Source organism: Leifsonia sp. TF02-11, assembly GCF_017565305.1.
GTDB lineage: Bacteria > Actinomycetota > Actinomycetes > Actinomycetales > Microbacteriaceae > Leifsonia.
On the sequence record NZ_JAGEKP010000019.1, the window covers coordinates 1 to 16,051 of the forward strand.

A 16,051-nucleotide genomic window follows, 5' to 3' on the forward strand; every position below is an offset into this window, starting at 1 on the left:
AACGCTGCTTCAACCAGCTCAAGCAATGGCGCGGCATCGCGATGCGCTCCGACAAGACCGCCCGCCACTACAACGCCGCGATCACCCTCGCCGCCACACTGATCTGGATCAAATCAGACTTGATCCACACGCCCTAGTCGCGCCAGCTGAGCCGATGAAGGATCATTGCTCGGTGGAGGTCGGGATCGTCAACGTCGACCAGGTGAGCCGTCGTCTGCATGAGGTGGTGGCTGGCGGGCTCGTCGCCGGGGCGTTCGAAGATGGCCCACATGCTCAACTCGTCACCATGACGCGATCCGAAACGTACCCCGTCCACGACGGTTCCTCCCTGGTCATCCGTAAGGGCGTAGAGGAAGCTAGCGACCCGTTGCGTGAGTTCGCGCGGGTCAGCACTCTTCAATGCGGCCGCGTCGAAGTCGGGGTAGCCGAGCTGCAGAGCGAGTCGGAGGAACCCTGGGCGGAGCGCTGCGATGGTGTCGGAGGTGCGCACGTCGGCGTAGGGGCCGGTGAGGCGGGCGGTTGTGACCATGCGGCCGCCGATCCAGTCGCGTGGGATGGAGCCCGCGGCGCGGGTGGGGAACACTGCGGCGTCTTCGGGATCTTCCACGATGCCCGCGAGCAGGTCGGACCCGTCGGGCTCGATGTCGGGCCGTGAGTACGCGAGGACCTCGACGAAGCAGCTGTAGAGCGAGTCGCCCGCGTAGACCGTTCGGAAGATGCCGCCTGCGTCGTCCCAGCGCTGGTGGCCGGCATACTGGCGGTCGATCCAGGCCCACGGGTCAGGGGCGCGGCCGACGCGCCACACGGTGCGCCCGGCCGCGTCGACGACCGAGATCACAGGCCCCGGCATTATCAGGCGCCGACGAAGGCGTTCGCCGCCGCCAGGACGCGCGGTCCGGCCTCATCGAACGGGTCCTCGTGGAGCACGCGCGCGGGTGAACGGTCACCCAGGTGCGGGTTCATGCCCTGGAACCAGGTCGGCACAACCGCCTCGCCTTCGCTCTGGCCGATCAACGTGACGATGCGATGCGTCAGACGAAGTCGATCGACAGCGTCAGGCTGCGGCCGGCGGTCGGTCTCCACCCATTCACGAACAGTGCGCGTCTCGGAGACTCCACTGATGTAGGCGACCAGCTTCGCGCCGAGCGCGCGGCGCAGCTCGTCGACGATCTGCGGCACGGTGTGCTTGATCGAGTCGTTGTACGCCTTCAACTCTGTGGTGGCCAGTGTTGTGCTCATGCCGCCATGCTACCGCTTATACCCTCCCGAATCCAGATATGAATCCCAGCGCCAATACCACCCAAAAAACCATCACTGAACGGCCGCCCGGACTGCCTACGGGCGGCAAGAAACCGAACGAGACCTCATCCCCCGCTACAAGCTCGATACGGGTGTTGTTCGGGAACGGCTTGCCGTTGACCTGAACCTCGACCGGAGCGCCGGTGCACGCGATGACAGTGTCGACGTCGACCGTGAACTTGGGGCCGAGATAGGTGCACTCGAGCACCGCCTCGTGCGTCGTGTTTCCTACCAACCGGTTTGCAAGTGCGGCAGCGTACTGGTCCATGGCACCGCCTTGGGGAATACCGAAGCGGTAGTAGCCGAATCGCCCTCGGTCCTGGACGGTCGTCGCAAGTCCAGGGGAGCTGATCTCAGAAGAACTATGTCCCCTGGCTGTACCTCCTGCCCGCGCTGATCCTGATCGTCGGCGTGATCTATGTCGGCATCGGGTACACCGGCTGGGTCGGCACCCTGGATTGGAACGGCATCGATGCCGACCAGAAGCAGGTCGGCGTCGAGAACTACCTGAAGATCGCCGTCGATCCCGTTTTCTGGGCGTCACTGGGCCATGTCGCCATCTTCGGTGTCATCGCCATTGCTGCCCAGATGATCCTGGGCCTTATCATGGCCACCCTGCTCAGTGGCCGTTCCGTGTTCGCACGTCCCGTCTACAAGGTGCTGCTCTTCGTCCCCGTCGTCCTCGCCCCAGCAGTGGTCGCCACCGCGTTCCGGGAGATCCTGGCCCCGGACGGGGACTTCAACCAGCTGCTGCGGCATCTGGGGCTTTCCGGGGCGAACACCGCATGGCTTGCCGACCCCAATATCGCCCTCTACTCGCTGGCTGCGATCAACATCTGGCAGTGGACCGGGTTCAGTTTCCTGCTCTATCAGGCCGCGATCTCTCAGATCGACACCAACGTGTTCGAAGCCGCCTCCATCGACGGTGCCGGCAGCTTCCAGATCTTCCGCCGCATCCTCCTCCCGCAGCTCAAGGGAACCCACGCCACCCTGGCTCTCACCGGCTGCATCGGTGCGCTGAAGACGTTCGACATCGTCTACCTGACAACAGGTGGCGGCCCCGGCCGCAGCACCGAGTTCTTGACCACCTACATCTACAAGCAGGCCATCGAGCAGTACCACGCCGGTTACTCCGCCGCCCTGTCCATCGTGCTGCTGGTGCTCGCCCTCATCCTCACCAGCATCCAGATCCGCCTCTACCGATTCGGCGAGGAGTAACCCCGTATGTTCGGCCGACCCACACTCGCATCCCGCATCACCACCCAGGTGATCGTCACCCTGATCATCATCCCGTTCGCCCTGCCGCTGATCGCGATCATCGCCAAGACCTTCGACGGTGCCGGCTTCGTGGACAACTACCTCGCCGTACTCACCAAGACCCCGCTGCTGCAGTCGCTGTTCAACAGCGCCGTCATCGCCGCCGGGGTCATCATCCTGGTGTATGTGTGCACCATGCTCGCCGGATACGCGCTGAGCAAGATGCGCTTCGCGGGCAAGACCGTGATCTCAACGCCATCCTTGTCGGCCTGGTCCTTCCGACCATCGCCCTCATCGTGCCGCTGTTCATTTTCGTCTCCACCTTCGAGCTGTTCAACAACTACCTGGCCGTGATCATCCCGCTGGCGACCACGATCATTCCCTTCACCCTGCTGCTGACCCGCAACTACCTCATCGCCATCCCCGACGAGGTCCTGGAGGCCGCACGGATCGACGGATGCAACAGCTTCGGCGTCCTCATCCGCGTCTTCCTCCCGCTGGCCAAGCCCATCACCGCGGTCCTGATCGTCTGGGCGTTCCTGCAGTCCTGGAACGAGTTCTTCCTTCCGCTGCTCTTCCTGCCCGACCCCAACCTCGGCACCGTCACGACCATCCCGCTCTACTTCACCAGTACATACGGCTCCGACCAGCCCAAGATCTTCGCCGCTCTCGTCCTGATCAGCCTGCCCATCGTGGTCGCCTACCTCGCCCTCCAGAAGTTCTTCGAGAAAGGTCTCTCCGCCGGCGCGATCAAGTAGGCAACGCCGCGCCGCCGACACCGGGACCAAGGTCCCGGCCCTGTCCGTGTCGACCGGGAAGACTGGCTATCGTCACCGAAAGAAAGAAGGAGCAGTCGTGGGACGTGTTGATGGCAAGGTTGCACTGGTATCGGGCGGGGCGCGCGGCATGGGAGCTTCGCACTCCCGATTGCTGGCGAAGGAGGGCGCGGCGGTCGTGATCGCCGACCTGCTGGACGAGGAAGGCGCCGCTCTCGCAGAAGAGCTCGGCCCGAAGGCGACCTTCGTGCACCTGGACGTGACCAAGCCGGAAGAATGGGACAAGGCGGTCGCACACGCCACCGACACGTTCGGATCCCTCGACATCCTGGTCAACAACGCCGGCATCGCCAACGGAGCGGCGCTCACCGACTTCACGGACGACATGTGGTCGAAGATCATCGCCATCAACCTCAGCGGCGTCTTCTACGGCATGCGCGCAGCGGTTCCGGCGCTCGCCCGGTCCGGACGCAGCAGCATCGTCAACGTCTCGTCGGTGGAGGGACTCCAGGGCAGCCCCGGGTTGCACGGCTATGTCGCGGCGAAGTTCGGCGTGCGTGGGCTCACGAAGTCCGCTGCGGTCGAACTGGCGGCAGCCGGGATCCGGGTCAACTCCATCCACCCCGGGCTGATCGAGACCCCCATGACCACCGGAATCGACGCCAAACAGCTTCAGATCCCGCTCGGCCGCGCTGCCAAGCCGGAGGAGGTCTCGCAGCTCGTCCTGTTCCTCGCGAGCGACGAGTCGTCCTACTCGACCGGTTCCGAGTTCGTCATCGACGGCGGGCTGACCTCCCACATCCCCCACGGAGCCTGATCCGCGTTCACGACCGCATCCGGACGGCAACGAGTCAGCCGGCCCGTCGCGTCATCACGACGCGCTTCCAGCCGGCCGGGCTGTTTTTCGACTCCTCGTCGAGGATCCTCGACATCTCGGGACTCAGTTGTTGTCCGGGTACGGTCGTGAACCCGAGGCGAACGTAGTACGGCGCGTTCCAGGGCACCGTCTCGAACGTCGTGAGGGACAGCTGCTTCTCACCGAGAAGGAGCGCCTGGTCGTTCGCCACCTCGATGAGCTTCGCACCGATGCGCCTGCCTGCGAAGTCCGGGTGCACAGTGACCTGATCGATGTGCATCGACTCGCTCAGTCGTCGCAGGACCAGGTAGGCAGCAACCCGGCCATCCTCTTCCCAGACCCAGGCGGACGACCGCTGCACATGCTCGGACCAGTCCCGGGCAGCCCGTTCTTCGTCCACCTCGAACGACATCCCGAGGTCACGATAGAGGCCGGCTGCGGCCCGCTTGATATCGACGTAGCTCTGCACGTCTTCGAGGTCTGCTTGTCGCTCCACGGTTCCTCCATCCGCCATCACCGCGCTTTCAGCCTACGCTCAGCGGGATCCGCCACGGAGGGCTGCCGCCGTCCGTGGCTCAGACGTCGGCGTCCGTCGCCATTCCGAGGCGGTACGGGTCGTCAGGCGTCGAGGGCAGCGGGTGGAAGCCCAGCCGCCGGTAGAACGCCTGGGCGTTTCGGTTGCGCTCCCCGACCCCGAGCTGGACGCCGGGCACTCCGACTGCGCGCAGCTGCCCGAGCAGCCGACGGATGAGCACCCGACCCCAGCCCCGCCCCTGCGCTGCGGGCAAGAGGTCGATGTGCAGGTGGGCGGGGAAGGCCTCCTGGTCGGGGCCGATCGCATGCTCCGGGGCGTGCCCGAGCTCCAGGACCCGCTCCAGGGCGGAGTCCGACCGCTCCGGCTTCAGCCCGTCCGACCGCTCCGGCCGAGGGTGCCGTTCGGCGAACCAGGGCAGCCACTCGCGGCGGTAGCGCTCGGCGAACCGCACACTGTCGGCGGTCGCCACGAGATATCCGACGGGTCGGTCGTCGCTGATCAGGACGCTCGCCAGCTCCGGCTCGAAACGGAGGTACGGCATCAGGAAGATGTCGGCGAGGAGCTCGTCGTCGGGGTAGAGCCCGGTGGCGTCCCCTCCGGCATCGCCGGTGCGGAGACAGACGTCGCGCAGCGCGATATCGTCGCCCGCGGCGTACGGACGCAGCGAGATCCGGGCGGTGTTCACGCCCGTGCGAGCGCGGAGCGGAGGCTGTCGCTCGTCGCCACCAGCTCTGCAGCCTCTTCGGCGCTCAGGCCGCGGAGCAGCATGAGCACGGCGGCCTGGACCGACCCGCCGGCGCCCTCGAGCGCCGCGCCTGCCTCGTCGGCGGTGCACCCGGCGATGAGCATGACGATGCGCTCGGCCCGGGCGCGCAGCTTCTCGTTCGTCGCGCGGAGGTCGACCATGATGTTGCCGTAGGTCTTGCCGAGCCGCACCATGGTGACCGTCGAGATCATGTTGACGATCAGCTTCTGGGCTGTCCCCGCCTTCAGACGTGTCGACCCCGCGATGAACTCGGGCCCGACCACGACCTCGATCGCATGATCGGCACCGCGCCCGATCACCGAGTCCTGGTTGCACGCGACCGCGACGGTCAAGGCTCCCGCCGCCCGGGCGAACCCGAGCGCACCCGAGACGAACGGCGTGCGACCGGAGGCGGAGAGTCCCACGACCGAGTCCCGTGCCGTCACCTCGATGGCTGCCATGGCGTCGGCGCCGCCCTCGCGGTCGTCTTCCGCGTCTTCCACGGCGGTGCGGATGGCGGTGTCGCCTCCGGCGATCACCCCGACCACGCGCGACGGGTCGATGTCGAACGTCGGAGGGCACTCGCTCGCGTCGAGGACTCCCAGCCGCCCTGCCGTGCCGGCGCCGACATAGATGAGCCGTCCACCCTCGCGCATCCGGGCAGCGATGTCGTCGGGCGTTGGTCGAGACGCGGGCGTAACCGATGAGCATGATCGGACTGTAGCGTTTAGGGCACCATCACCGGGCATTTTTGGGGGCGGGTCTTACGGGAATCGCCCGCACACCGAACTACGCGACCCGGCACGCCGGGGTGAGGCCGGCGCGGGTGTCCCGTTTATCGACCGGCTTACGGACACGTGGGCGTGTGAACGCGAATTTGATTCCGAGCCGATACATTCACCTCGATTCCTCTCCCGAGGCCGTCCCGCTGCCAGCAACGTCTGCCCAATCGGGTCACCAGACACTGGCCGCTGCTCTTCTTCATCGTGCCGCCTGCTGCGCAATCGCACTGAACAGCATCGGCACCACGCTGGCACCTTCCCCGATCGCGGCCGACATGCGCTTCGCGCTGCCGCTTCGCACATCTCCAATTGCGAAGACGTCCGGTCTGGAGGTCTCCAACGGTAGGGGAGGCCGCAGCGCTCGGCGATCGTCGCTCACCGGAAGATCCGCGCCGGTGAGGATGTAACCCTGGCTGTCAAGCAGAAGGTCCGGCGGAAGCCACGCGGTTGCCGGCCGTGCTCCGATGAAGACGAAGACGAATCGGACGGGCACGGTCTGTGCTTCGCCAGAGACCCGGTTGGCTATCTCAATGGTCCGTAGAGCACGATCGCCGGTCGCGTCGACGATTTCGCTGTTGCGGTGGATGGTGATGCGGGGATTCTCTTCGACCTGGGCGATGAGGTAACGCGACATGCTCTCACTGAGGTCTTCGTGTCGGATGACCAGGTGGACGTTTGTGGAGGTTCTCGCGAGGAACAGGGCGGCTTGACCCGCTGAGTTCCCTCCGCCGACGACGGCGACCTCCTCATTGCCGCAGATGTGGGCTTCGACTGGAGTGGCCGCATAGAACACGGAGGAGGTTTCATACGGCGCCAAGGCGGCGAGGCGGTCATAACGCACCCCTGGTGCGAGGATCACGCTCCGGGACCGGACCGGGGAGCCGTCTTCGAAGCCGATCTCGATGAAGCCGGGATCGTCCCAGCTGATGCTGTTCGCTAGCGCGGGAACGAGAATCGTTGTGCCGAACTTCTGGGCCTGCACTGTTGCGAGGTCGGCTAGCTCAGCACCGCCGATACCGCTGGGAAAGCCGAGGTAATTCTCGATTCGGGACGTGCGCCCCGCCTGACCGCCGGTGGCCCACGCATCGCACAGCACCGTCTTCAGCCCGTCCGAAGATGCGTAGATCGACGCTGCGAGACCAGCGGGCCCGGCTCCGATGATCGCGACGTCGTATTCGGGTTCTGATGTCGTTGAGCGTAAGCCCAGGACCCGCGCCAGTTCGCGAATCGTCGGCGCGTGAAGCACACGCCGCCCCGCGACGATGACGATGGGTACCTCATCTGGTGTGAGCCCGAGACGTTCAACGGTTCGTTCCGCCACGTCGTCCTCGTCGAGATCCAGGAATCGGTGCGGGATGCGGTTCCGGGTGACGAACTCCACCAGCTTGCGAGAGTCCGGGTCGAAGCGCGAACCGATTATCCGCAGACCGCTGCCTACTCCGATGGCGAGTGAGCGGCGGATCAGGTACGCACGGAGGATCGTCTCGCCTAGTGTGCTGTGTCTGCCGACGAGGCGACCCAGGGTGGCGGCTGGCAGTCTGATGACTTCGCCGTCGGTGAGGGCGATCACGTTCACGAATGACGGCTGACCCTCGAGCAGGCCGATGTCGCCGGTGAAGCGGCCTGCGCCGTGGACCTCGGTGCGCTCCGGTTGGGTGTCATCGGTGACGAGGATGCAGCCGTTGACCACGGCGAAGAACCAGTGCGGATCCTCGCCAGCTCGAGTAAGAACCTGTCCTCGGCTGACGCGCATGCGCTCCCCCGAGGCAGCGAGCCAACTGATCTGGGCCGGCGTGAGCCGGGGATAGGCGCCGACGGTGTCGGGAGTTTCGGTGATCTCCGAAGAGGTCACGCGTAGTCCTCATCGATGTAGCACCAACGCCACCACTCGCCTGGCTCAAGCGACTGCACGATCGGGTGGCCGGCGACATGCGCGTGCGCTCGAGCGTGACGCATCGGGGACGAATCGCAGCAGCCGACTTTTCCGCATGTCAGGCATACCCGCAGGTGCATCCAGGTGGTGCCTGCGCGAACGCAGTCTTCGCACACGCCGGGGGTACGCGGGCGTACGCCCGGGTGAATGAATACCAGATGAGGGTCATCACCGACCATCGTGGGCCTCCGACTGCCGCTTCGAGATAGCTTCGTCGAACCATTGCCGTAATACGTGGATCGGCGCAGCCCCCGCTTTCTGGGCGATGATCTTGCCCTTGTCTAAGACCATGAGGGTGGGAACGGCTTTGATGGTGAAACGTGCGGCGAGGGCTGGGGAGCGGTCCACGTCTACCTTTACCAGTTTCACTTTCCCGGCGCGTTCTGCAGCGAGCTTTTCAAGCTCGGGACTGATCATCCGGCATGGCCCGCACCAGGTCGCCCAGAAGTCGACGACGACTGGAATGGTCGCCTGTTCTGCGATCTCGTTGAACGTCTCGTCGGTCGCGTTTGCGATCCACGGCAGTGGTTCATGGCAGTTCCCGCATCGGGGTGTGCCAGGCGCAGCGGCGGGGACGCGGTTCTTCTTCCCGCAGTGTGGGCACGTACGGATCTCCGCGGTGGAAGTCATGCTGCCTCCTGTTCGACTTCGCCCGGCTCGATCGAGACGTCTAGGTCTCCTCCGGTGACAGCGATACGGATGATGGCGCCCTCGCCGATGTCGCCGGAAAGGAGCGCACGGCCGATCCGCGTCTCGATGTCATGGGAGAGGTAGCGCCGCAGCGGTCGTGCTCCGTAGAGCGGGTCATAGCCTCGTTCAGCGATCAGGCGGCGGGCCTCCGGGGTGAGCTCGAGAGAGATCTGGCGCTCGGCGAGACGGTGTCGCAGGTCGGCGATGAGAAGTTCGACGATCGCCTCGATCTGATCAACTCCTAGGGGTGCGAACACGACGATGTCATCGACTCGGTTGAGGAACTCAGGACGGAACCGGCCGCGGAGCTCACCCAGGACGTCCGTGCGCACGTCGTCCGGAATGGTGCCGGCGCCGCCGGTCTCCAGCAGGCGTTGAGCACCGATGTTCGATGTCATGATGACGATCGTGTTGCGGAAGTCGACGGTACGGCCCTGGCTGTCCGTGATCCGGCCGTCGTCGAGAACCTGCAGCAGCGTGTTGAACACGTCAGGGTGCGCTTTCTCAATCTCATCGAAGAGGACAACGCTGTAGGGTCGCCGGCGGACGGCCTCAGTCAGCTGCCCGCCTTCGTCGTAACCGACATACCCGGGAGGGGCGCCCACGAGACGGCTGACCGTGTGCCGCTCCTGATACTCGCTCATATCCAGGCGGATCATGGCGTTGTCGCTGTCGAAAAGTGCGTTCGCAAGCGCCTTGGCAAGTTCCGTCTTACCGACACCCGTTGGGCCCAGGAAGATGAACGAGCCGATCGGACGGCGCGGATCGCGGATACCGGAGCGTGCTCGAATGATGGCGTCGGTGACAACCTGGATCGCTTCGTCCTGGCCGACCACCCGCTCCCGCAAGATTTCGTCCAGGCGAAGAACCTTCTGCCGTTCACCTTCCTGGAGCCGGGCCACGGGAATCCCGGTCCAGGCGGCGACGATCTCGCTGATCTCTTCCTCAGTGACCTCCTCCCGGAGGAGTCGGTTCTTCCCCTGTTTCTCGGAGAGCCGCTCCTCTTCGGCAGCGAGCCGCCGTTCAAGATCGGCGAGTTTGCCGTAGCGCAGTTCTGCAGCGCGATTCAGGTCATAGTTGCGTTCAGCCTCGTCAGCATCACGGCGCACTTGCTCCAGCTCGCTCCGCAGTTCCTGCACTTTACGGATGGCTTGCCGCTCCGCCTCCCACTGCGCGCGCTTCGCGTCGGCGTCGGCCTTCAGGTCGGCGAGTTCTCGCCGCAGCTCATCCAAGCGCTGCTTGCTGGCGGTGTCCGTCTCCTTCGCCAGCGCTGCCTCTTCGATCTCCAACCGCGTCACGCGTCGGGTGAGTTCGTCCAGTTCCGCAGGCATCGAGTCGATTTCGGTGCGCAGGCGAGCGCACGCCTCATCGACCAGGTCGATCGCTTTGTCCGGCAGGAACCGGTCCGTGATGTACCGATGCGACAATGTGGCGGCTGCGACCATCGCGTTGTCCTGGATTCGAACGCCGTGGAACACCTCCAAACGCTCGCGAAGGCCGCGCAGGATGCTGATCGCGTCTTCGACTGTCGGCTCATCGACCAGAACGGTTTGGAATCGTCGTTCGAGAGCCGCGTCCTGCTCGATGTGCTTGCGATACTCATCCAGAGTCGTAGCGCCTATCAGGTGGAGTTCGCCGCGTGCGAGCATCGGTTTGAGCATGTTGCCGGCGTCCATAGCGCCTTCGGTTGCGCCTGCTCCGACGAGCGTGTGGAGTTCGTCGATGAAAAGCAGGATGCGGCCCTGCGACGCGGTGACCTCAGCCAGCACCGCCTTCATCCGTTCCTCGAACTCGCCGCGATACTTCGCCCCGGCGACAAGTGCGGCGAGGTCAAGCTGGAAGACAGTCTTGTCTCGCAAGCCCTCAGGTACATCGGCGCTGACAATGCGCTGCGCCAGCCCCTCCACAATGGCGGTCTTGCCCACTCCGGGTTCGCCGATGAGAACCGGGTTGTTCTTGGTCTTGCGCGAAAGGATTTGGATGACTCGACGGATTTCGGCGTCGCGTCCAATCACCGGGTCCAGGCGGCCGTTTCGAGCGTCGGCGACCAAGTCGCGTCCGTACTTCTCCAACGCCTCGTAAGTCTGCTCCGGAGTTGCCGAGGTCACCCGCTGGTTACCTCGAACCGCGGTAAGTGCAGACACGAAGGACTCTCGCGTGACTCCGTGATCGCCGAGGAGTCGGCCGACGCCGCGGCCGGTGGGGTCATCGGCCAAAGCTAGAACTAGGTGCTCGACCGAGACATACGAGTCCTTCAACCGCTTGGCTTCACGTTCTGCACGATCCAGAGTGGCCGAGAGCTCCCTGCTCAACGCTACCTGGTTCGGGCCGGGACGAGCGGATCCGGTCACCCTTGGCAGCTTCTCGACCGCTTGGCGTGAGGCGTCAATCAGCTCCTCAACCGATAAGCCAGCGTGTTCCAGAATGCGGGGAACCAGTCCCCCTTCTTGCGTCAGCAGCGCGAGGAGCAGGTGTGCGTCCTGCACCTCCCACTGCTGGCCTCGGGACGCGAGCTCCTGCGCCTCGGAGAGAGCTTGCTTGGACTTTTCAGTCAAGAAGTTCAAATCCATGATGTGTCCTTCCTCCACAGGTCGGAGTGCCGCGGGGGCACGGAGCGGCGATTCTCGAGTAGGTCAATCCGGTCGAGCAGTTCCCCAACGATGACGACAGCGCTGTACGAGAGTCCAAGACCGGTCCGCAGACGTACCGCTCGCTGGACGGTGCCGACTGCGTCGGGTGTGAACCACTGTCGGCCACGCATGTCGGAAATCGGTGTGATGATGCCGAGTTCCACGAACCGGCGAAGCAGATCCGGGTGCACCCCGGTGACGGAGGCGAGGGCGTCCAGGCTCAGCCTCGGCGGAATCATCGGCAGGTGTGGTGAACTCATGCTGCTGCCCTCGGGTCGAATGTGGACGCGGCTCGTAGCTGCTCGTAAAGGGAGCGTTCTGCGTCGGACAGATGCTTCGGGACGACGATTTTCACACGCGCGTAGAGGTCGCCAGGCCGGCCACCATGTCGTCGCATGCCTTGTCCGCGGAGGCGGAGACGGCGGCCGCTGGATGAGCCGGCGGGCACCCGAACGTTGACCTTCCCTCCAGGGGTGACCGCCGGTACTTGCGCGCCGAGCGCCGCCTCCCAGGGGGTGACCGGAAGGTCCACCTCGATGTCCGCCCCGGTCACCCGGAACCGCTTATCCGGGCGAAGGCGCACGGTCAGGACGAGGTCTCCCGATGAGCCCTCGCCCCGGCCGGCGCCCCCTGCGCCACTGATCATGATCGTTTCGCCATCGAGCACACCAGGAGGGATGTCCACCTGATAGCTGTGTACCGATCCGTCTGGAGACGCAAGCTGGATAGTGCGTGAGCCGCCGCGGTACGCGTCCTCTACGGTGAGCTCGAACTCGGCGGTGTGATCAGAACCTCGCATGTTGCGGAACATGTCGCCGAACAGGCTGTCCCAATCGAAGCTGCCGCCGTCTGGACTGCCGCCAGAACTCGTCCAGGTATACGCGCTTGGGCCGCGCCCACGGGAATGGGGCGGAGCAGCGCCTGCCCCGGCGTATTGGCGGAAGTCAGCGCCGAACCGGTCGTACTGGCTGCGTGTCTCCGGGTCAGAGAGCACATGATATGCCTCGCTGATCTTCTTGAAGCGCTCCTCCGCTCCCGCATCCTTATTGATGTCCGGGTGGAACTTGCGGGCCAGCGCACGATACGCCTTATGGATACTTTTCTGGTCGGCGTCGCGGGCGACCCCGAGCAATTGGTAGTAATCGTCTGCCATCGCTCACCCTTCAGCGGAGGAAACGACCACAGTTGCGGGACGAAGTAGCCGGTCGGGGAGCCCGTATCCGGCACGGATGATCGACACCACGGTTCGTGGCGGCACATCCTCCGAAGGGACAACAGACGCTGCCTCGTGCAGGGCCGGGTCAAAAGGGACACCGGTGGCATCGATTCGCGGGAAGCCCAGGCGAAGCATTGCTGCAATCGCCTGGTCACGGATCGCCCTAATGCCATCCGTGAGCGGGTCGGCCACTTCGTTCGCAAAGACGAGGGCGTCGTCCAACCCGTCAATCACCGGAAGGAAGACACCGGCGGCGCGAGACTGTTCTCCATCACGCACCATCGCGGACTCTTTCGCGAACCGCTTGCGGGCGTTGTCCAGATCAGCAGCCGACCGGCGCCACCGGTCCTCGAGCTCGGTGATCTTGGCGTCGCGTTCATCCACCTCCGGTTGGACTGGGATGGGTTCTGTGGGCGGAGAGCTGCTCTCCACGACGGGATCCGTGGGATTCTCGTTCATCTCGAGCCTCACTGCCGATCGAACTCAGCGTCGACCACGTCGTCGCTGTCGGAATCGCTCTCCGCCGTCGCTGCACTATCGCCGCCTGAGGTGGCCGCCGCTTGGGCAAGAGACAGGGACTGCGCGACCTGCTGCAGTTCGCCGCTCAGCTGCCGGGCTTCCGTGGCCCCCACCTTGTTCTCGCCGGCCTCACGTGCCTGCCCGATCAGCAGCTCAGCGCGCGCCCGCTCATGCTGCGGCACTGCGTCTCCCTTTTCCGACAGCAGCCGCTCGACACGGTAGGCGGAAGCATCGAGCTCGTTGCGGGCGTCGACATCCTCACGAAGGCGCGCATCCTCCGCGCGGTTGTTTTCAGCCTCGCGCACCATCCGGTCGATCTCGCCCTGATCGAGGGTGGAGGTGCCGGAGATTTCGATCGACTGCTCGGAGCCGGTGTCCTTATCGCGCGCGGTGACGTGCAGGATGCCGTTCGCGTCGATGTCGAATGTGACTTCGATCTGAGGTTCACCGCGGAGCGCTGGCCGGATCCCGGTCAGCTGGAACCGACCGAGGACGCGGTTGTCGGCGGCCAGTTCGCGCTCGCCTTGCAGAACCACGATCTCGACAGAGTCCTGATTGTCCGCTGCGGTGGAGAACACTTCAGAACGACGAACCGGGATGGTCGTGTTGCGCTCGATGATCTTCGTCATCACGCCACCCCGCGTCTCAACGCCCAGCGAGAGCGGCGTCACATCCAGCAGAAGGACGTCCTCCACCTCTCCCTTCAAGACGCCGGCCTGGATTGCTGCTCCGACGGCGACAACCTCGTCTGGGTTGACGGTCATGTTCGGGTCCTTGCCGCCGGTCAGCCGACGAACCAGATCTTGAACCGCCGGAATACGCGTCGAGCCACCAACCAGGATGACCTCATCGATGTCCGCCTCACTCACTTTCGCGTCCGCCATTGCCTGCCGAACCGGTCCGAGGCAGCGTTCGACCAGGTCGTGGGTGATGTTGTCGAACACCGCACGTGTGATGGTGGTGGTGAGGTGCTTCGGCCCTGACGCGTCCGCGGTGATGAACGGCAGACTTACCTGCGCCTGGCTCACCGTGCTCAGTTCCACCTTCGCCTTCTCGGCCGCTTCGAACAGCCGCTGCAACGCCTGCGGGTCCTTGCGCAGGTCGATGCCGTTCTCCTTCTCGAAGGCGTCGGCGAGGTAGTCCACCAGGCGGCGGTCGAAGTCGTCACCGCCAAGGTGCGTGTCGCCAGCAGTCGCCCGCACCTCGACCACCCCGTCGCCGACATCCAGCAGCGAAACGTCGAAGGTGCCACCACCAAGGTCGAAGACCAAAACAGTCTCGTGGTCCTTCTTGTCCATGCCGTACGCGAGCGCGGCCGCCGTCGGCTCGTTCACGATGCGCAGCACGTCAAGCCCGGCGATCTTTCCTGCGTCCTTGGTAGCAGTGCGCTGAGCGTCGTTGAAGTAAGCAGGCACGGTGATGACCGCCTCGGTGACTCGTTCGCCGAGGAACTTCGAAGCGTCATCCACCAGCTTGCGCAGGACCAGTGCGCTGATCTCCTCCGGTGCGTACAGCTTGCCGCGGACGTCGAACCGGGCTTCGCCGTTTGGACCAGGCACGACATCGAATCCGACTGCTTTGGCCTCCTCGGCGATCTCGTCGTAGGAACGGCCGATGAACCGCTTGGCCGACGAGATCGTCCCCTTGGGGTTCAGAATTGCCTGCCTGCGCGCGAGCTGGCCGACGAGGCGTTCACCGTTGTCGGTGAAGCCGACCACGCTCGGGGTGGTGCGAGCGCCTTCAGTGTTGGGGATGACTTTCGCCTCACCGGCCTCCCACACGGCGATGACCGAGTTCGTGGTTCCCAAGTCGATGCCGACTGCCTTTGCCATCAGTGAGCTCCCTTCTTTGCCAGAATGCTGAATGCTTGATCTGCGACGTCGGAGTCAACCAGAACCTCGTACCGTCCGGGCTGCAGCGCCGACACCGTCAGGAGAAAACGGTTCTGTCGGGTGAATGCGTAGTAGACCCAGCCGACGGCCGCGCCGATCACCCCACCGGCAATGAGGCCGTAGAAGGTGACGAGCAGCCCGGCGATCACCGGGATCCAGAAGTTCGCCATCCCGAACAGCCAACCGATCAGAAGGCCAGCGACGGCTCCAGCCCAGGCGCCACGCAGAATCGCGCCCCCAAGGCGCAGCCGCCCAGTGACGTGCTGAACCATCTTCAAGTCTTCTCCGACGATGCGCGTCTTTTCGATGGGGAAGTCGCCGTCGGCGAGAGTCTGAACGATCTCCTCTGCTTCCGGGTAACTCTCCACCACTGCGATGACCCGGCTGTCGGTTCCTACAGCAGGGGAGGTGGTGTCCGTCATAAAATCACTGCTTCCCTTCATTGGTCGGTGACAGGTTTCTGGGGTTGTGACCGATCTCAACCCGCCGCGGCTTGCTCGCCGGATCAACCGGTATGTGCAGGGTGAGAAGGCCATCTCCGCGGTCAGCGGTCACTCGAGTACTGTCCAGGCTTTCTCCCAGATATAGCTGCCGCACGAACTCGCCACGCGGTCGCTCGTCGACGTACACCTGGTCGCCGAGCTGGTGGGCGGCCTTGCGGGTCACGCGGATGGTGACCACGTTGCGCTCGACATCAACATCCATGTCCTCCTCGGCTACGCCTGGCACGTCCGCTACGACCGTGTACTCATCCCCGTGCCGGTACGCCTCGATCGGGATGCCGTATCTCCGGTCGCCGCCGATCGCGTGCTTGACGACACGATCGACATCCGAAAATGCCTCAAAACCCATCAGAGTCATTCGCGCTCCTCGCTGGTTTGTCGCGCTTGTGCGCGGTAACGCGGGTACAGGAACTGGAGG

20 protein-coding genes are annotated in these 16,051 nt (G+C 64.7%); 4 read left to right on the forward strand and 16 right to left on the reverse strand.

Features of this window, described 5'->3' with window-relative positions; all coding sequences use genetic code 11:
* Positions 1-133: 133 nt before the first annotated feature.
* The 3 genes from JNB50_RS19690 to JNB50_RS19700 are packed head-to-tail and all read right to left on the reverse strand — an operon-like array spanning position 134 to position 1,651.
* On the reverse strand, positions 134-838 hold the full coding sequence (locus tag JNB50_RS19690; protein WP_208041848.1) for an RES domain-containing protein: 705 nt from the start codon (positions 836-838) through the stop codon (positions 134-136).
* A 14-nt stretch (positions 839-852) separates the two neighbouring features.
* The gene (locus tag JNB50_RS19695) at positions 853-1,239 is read right to left on the reverse strand and encodes a hypothetical protein (protein WP_208041849.1); all 387 of its coding nucleotides are present in this window, start codon (positions 1,237-1,239) and stop codon (positions 853-855) included.
* 16 nt (positions 1,240-1,255) lie between these two features.
* Positions 1,256-1,651 carry a hypothetical protein gene (locus tag JNB50_RS19700; RefSeq protein WP_208041866.1) on the reverse strand — a complete coding sequence of 132 codons (396 nt, stop codon included), beginning with the start codon at positions 1,649-1,651 and terminating at the stop codon, positions 1,256-1,258.
* A 59-nt stretch (positions 1,652-1,710) separates the two neighbouring features.
* Here JNB50_RS19700 and JNB50_RS19705 point away from each other — a divergent pair, with 59 nt between their 5' ends.
* From JNB50_RS19705 to JNB50_RS19720, 4 genes are all read left to right on the forward strand, one after another.
* Positions 1,711-2,517, forward strand: a complete 807-nt coding sequence (locus tag JNB50_RS19705; RefSeq protein WP_307794807.1) for a sugar ABC transporter permease — start codon at positions 1,711-1,713, stop codon at positions 2,515-2,517.
* A gap of 6 nt (positions 2,518-2,523) precedes the next feature.
* Positions 2,524-2,910 carry a hypothetical protein gene (locus JNB50_RS19710; protein WP_208041851.1) on the forward strand — a complete coding sequence of 129 codons (387 nt, stop codon included), beginning with the start codon at positions 2,524-2,526 and terminating at the stop codon, positions 2,908-2,910.
* Positions 2,853-3,314, forward strand: a complete 462-nt coding sequence (locus JNB50_RS19715) for a carbohydrate ABC transporter permease (protein ID WP_208041852.1) — start codon at positions 2,853-2,855, stop codon at positions 3,312-3,314. The genes JNB50_RS19710 and JNB50_RS19715 overlap by 58 nt, the downstream gene beginning before the upstream one ends.
* Before the next feature lie 97 nt (positions 3,315-3,411).
* On the forward strand, positions 3,412-4,149 hold the full coding sequence (locus JNB50_RS19720; RefSeq protein ID WP_208041853.1) for a glucose 1-dehydrogenase: 738 nt from the start codon (positions 3,412-3,414) through the stop codon (positions 4,147-4,149).
* Between the two features lie 34 nt (positions 4,150-4,183).
* Here the strand turns inward: JNB50_RS19720 and JNB50_RS19725 are convergent, their stop codons facing one another.
* From JNB50_RS19725 to JNB50_RS19785, 13 genes are all read right to left on the reverse strand, one after another.
* Complete coding sequence (locus JNB50_RS19725; RefSeq protein ID WP_208041854.1) at positions 4,184-4,684, reverse strand: GNAT family N-acetyltransferase; 501 nt, start codon at positions 4,682-4,684, stop codon at positions 4,184-4,186.
* A gap of 79 nt (positions 4,685-4,763) precedes the next feature.
* Positions 4,764-5,408: a GNAT family N-acetyltransferase gene (locus JNB50_RS19730; RefSeq protein ID WP_307794808.1), complete on the reverse strand. Its 645-nt coding sequence runs from the start codon at positions 5,406-5,408 to the stop codon at positions 4,764-4,766.
* Entirely contained in the window at positions 5,405-6,217 is an 813-nt protein-coding gene (gene murQ, locus JNB50_RS19735) for an N-acetylmuramic acid 6-phosphate etherase (RefSeq protein WP_208041855.1), read from the reverse strand. The genes JNB50_RS19730 and murQ overlap by 4 nt, the downstream gene beginning before the upstream one ends.
* A 232-nt stretch (positions 6,218-6,449) precedes the next feature.
* On the reverse strand, positions 6,450-8,102 hold the full coding sequence (locus tag JNB50_RS19740) for an FAD-dependent oxidoreductase (RefSeq protein ID WP_307794809.1): 1,653 nt from the start codon (positions 8,100-8,102) through the stop codon (positions 6,450-6,452).
* Positions 8,099-8,362, reverse strand: a complete 264-nt coding sequence (locus tag JNB50_RS25595) for a UBP-type zinc finger domain-containing protein (RefSeq protein ID WP_208041856.1) — start codon at positions 8,360-8,362, stop codon at positions 8,099-8,101. Before JNB50_RS25595 ends, JNB50_RS19740 begins: the two co-directional genes overlap by 4 nt.
* Complete coding sequence (trxA, locus tag JNB50_RS19750; RefSeq protein ID WP_208041857.1) at positions 8,352-8,813, reverse strand: thioredoxin; 462 nt, start codon at positions 8,811-8,813, stop codon at positions 8,352-8,354. Before trxA ends, JNB50_RS25595 begins: the two co-directional genes overlap by 11 nt.
* The gene (gene clpB, locus JNB50_RS19755) at positions 8,810-11,443 is read right to left on the reverse strand and encodes an ATP-dependent chaperone ClpB (RefSeq protein ID WP_208041858.1); all 2,634 of its coding nucleotides are present in this window, start codon (positions 11,441-11,443) and stop codon (positions 8,810-8,812) included. Before clpB ends, trxA begins: the two co-directional genes overlap by 4 nt.
* Positions 11,434-11,763 carry a chaperone modulator CbpM gene (locus JNB50_RS19760; protein ID WP_208041859.1) on the reverse strand — a complete coding sequence of 110 codons (330 nt, stop codon included), beginning with the start codon at positions 11,761-11,763 and terminating at the stop codon, positions 11,434-11,436. The genes clpB and JNB50_RS19760 overlap by 10 nt, the downstream gene beginning before the upstream one ends.
* Positions 11,760-12,656, reverse strand: a complete 897-nt coding sequence (locus JNB50_RS19765; protein ID WP_208041860.1) for a DnaJ C-terminal domain-containing protein — start codon at positions 12,654-12,656, stop codon at positions 11,760-11,762. The genes JNB50_RS19760 and JNB50_RS19765 overlap by 4 nt, the downstream gene beginning before the upstream one ends.
* Before the next feature lie 3 nt (positions 12,657-12,659).
* On the reverse strand, positions 12,660-13,178 hold the full coding sequence (locus JNB50_RS19770; protein WP_208041861.1) for a nucleotide exchange factor GrpE: 519 nt from the start codon (positions 13,176-13,178) through the stop codon (positions 12,660-12,662).
* A gap of 8 nt (positions 13,179-13,186) precedes the next feature.
* Positions 13,187-15,070, reverse strand: a complete 1,884-nt coding sequence (gene dnaK / locus JNB50_RS19775) for a molecular chaperone DnaK (RefSeq protein WP_208041862.1) — start codon at positions 15,068-15,070, stop codon at positions 13,187-13,189.
* The gene (locus tag JNB50_RS19780) at positions 15,070-15,552 is read right to left on the reverse strand and encodes a general stress protein (RefSeq protein WP_208041863.1); all 483 of its coding nucleotides are present in this window, start codon (positions 15,550-15,552) and stop codon (positions 15,070-15,072) included. The genes dnaK and JNB50_RS19780 overlap by 1 nt, the downstream gene beginning before the upstream one ends.
* Before the next feature lie 4 nt (positions 15,553-15,556).
* On the reverse strand, positions 15,557-15,991 hold the full coding sequence (locus tag JNB50_RS19785; RefSeq protein WP_208041864.1) for an Hsp20/alpha crystallin family protein: 435 nt from the start codon (positions 15,989-15,991) through the stop codon (positions 15,557-15,559).
* Between the last annotated feature and the right edge of the window lie 60 nt (positions 15,992-16,051).